The following is a 2,299-nucleotide window of genomic DNA, read 5'->3' on the forward strand; positions in this document are numbered from 1 at the left end:
CCTACCACCGGCGACGTCGACAGGTCCGCCTGGGTCGATTGACGCCGGTCGAGTTCGAGACCATCATGAACGAAGAACTGGCCCTCGCGGCCTGACCAGAACAGTCACCTGTTCCTGCATCAGACCCTAGGTAACGTGGCGGGCATGCGTGGTGGGTTGGTGTTCTTCCGAGGTGCGGGTGCTGCGGCACGCGCCTACCTCGAAAGCGACCACTCGCACGCGGACGAGTATTACCTCGAGGACGGGGGAGCGGTCGCCTCCTGGACCGCCCTCGGACCCGACGGAACGGTCCTGTCCGCATCAGAACTGGACGGCGCCGACTACCAGGCGTGGGTGGACTGGAAAGACCTCACCACGGGACTCGAGCGGGGTACACCTCGCGACGAGGTGCGGTTGCGAGTCGACGGGGAGCTGCGCATCACCCCGTCCTCACCACGGTTCGTGGAGATGACGGTCAACTGCGACAAGTCCCTCTCCGTGGCAGCCGCCCTTGACCCTGCCGTGTCCGCGGCGTTGGACGCGGCGCAAGCGTCCGCGGCCGAGGCGATGAACACCTACATGGCAGCGCACTCCGTCACCCGAGTGGGCGTTCGTGGAGCGCAGCGCCTCGTGCCCGTGGAGCGCCTCGAATCGGTGTCCGTCGTCCACCGGTCCTCTCGTGCGGGAGACCCGCACCGGCACGTTCACGTGCAGTGGAACACGCGTGTGTTCGCGGAGGGGAAGTGGCGGGGACTGCACACCGCGGCGACGCTGAAGCAGCAAGGCGCGTTGCGCGGTGTAGGGGAGGCGGCGATCAATTCGCACGCCGAGCTGCGGCAGGCTCTCGCGGCGGCGGGGTTCGAGTTCGACGCGTCGACGGGCACGGTGACGAACCTGACGGCGCACGCGAAGGTGATGTCGAAGCGTGCTCAGCAGATCGACCGAAACGTGCTCCGGTTCGAGGCCGAGTGGCGCGGTGCACACCCAGGCCAGGAGCCGGATGCGGCCTTGCGTCGGCAGTGGGATCAGCAGGCGTGGGCGCTGGAGCGTCCCCGGAAACGTCAGATCGAAGGCCGCCCGGAGAACAAGTGGATCGAGGAGCTGCAGGGCGCCGGCCTCCCCGTCGACGGGTTCGCATCGGTCGCTCCACGCGCCGCGGTGCAGCTGCACCAGCTCGACCGTCACGCGCTCCGACGAGACGCGATCGCCGCGGTCGAGAACCACGGATCGGCATGGTCGCTCGCGGACCTCACCGGCCGTGTCGGCGAAGCCGTCGCACGGCACGAAGTCACAGCTGACGCCCGCGCGATCGACACCTACGTGCAGGGGCTCGCCGCCGACATCGCACGTACCCTTCCGATCCTGGAGACGACCGTAGAGGGGGAGATCCCCACGTGGGTGCGCAACATCACCAGCGACCGTGTGCTGCGCGTCGAACGCGAACTGAAGACCGCTCTCGAAACCCGCGGACTGCAGTCAGGGCTCGCGTTCGGTGACAACCCTCCGCAGTTCGGCAACCTCGATGCGGCACAGTCCACCGCAGCCCTGGCGATCGCCTCCGACGCCCCCTTGGTCGTCGTGGAAGGCAGGGCCGGCTCTGGGAAGACGACCATGCTCGGCGTGGCCCGCGACTTGGCCCAGAAGGAGGGCCGGACCCTCATCGTTGTGGCGCCGACGCTGCGTGCCGCGCAAGAAGCATCCGCAGCGCTGGGCACCCGCGCGAGCTCCGCGCACAAGCTCGCGCACGAGTACGGGTACCGGTGGACAGACGACGGACGATGGCACCGCCTACAGGTCGGAGACACCGACGAGAGAGGCTTCACCTATCGGGGCCCGAGGGACGACTGGAAGGTGTCCGCGTCCACGCGCATCGTCATCGACGAGGCCGGCATGCTCGACCAGGACCTCGCCCACGCGCTCATCACCATCGCGGATGAAACCGGCGCCGGTATCGCACTCATCGGTGACCGTGCACAGCTGCCGGCCGTCGGCCGCGGCGGTGTCCTCGACCTCGCCGTTGCGGCATCCCCGCGCCCCATCGACCTCACCGAAGTTCACCGGTTCAAGGACAAGGAGTACGCGCAGCTCACGATCGCAATGCGCGACCGTCACGAGCCCGGAAAGCTCTTCGACCAGCTGCACGAACGCGGCAACATCACCATCCACGCCACCGACGCGGAAGCCTGGACAGCAATCAGCACGGACGTCATCCGCAAGGCCGAAGCCGGCGCTACCGTCGTCGTCACCTCCAACGACGCCGCGACACAGCTGAACTCCCTTGCCCAAGACGCGCGCGCCCGCGCCGGCCACACCCGCACAC

Annotated in this window: 1 protein-coding gene; it reads left to right on the plus strand. The window is 68.2% G+C overall.

Features of this window, described 5'->3' with window-relative positions; all coding sequences use genetic code 11:
- Positions 1 to 144: 144 nt before the first annotated feature.
- On the plus strand, positions 145 to 2,299 hold a 2,155-nt coding region (mobF, locus tag KZA10_RS12780), incomplete at its 3' end, for a MobF family relaxase (RefSeq protein ID WP_256934816.1).

The sequence above is a fragment of the Microbacterium sp. BF1 genome (assembly GCF_019279095.1).
GTDB lineage: Bacteria > Actinomycetota > Actinomycetes > Actinomycetales > Microbacteriaceae > Microbacterium > Microbacterium maritypicum.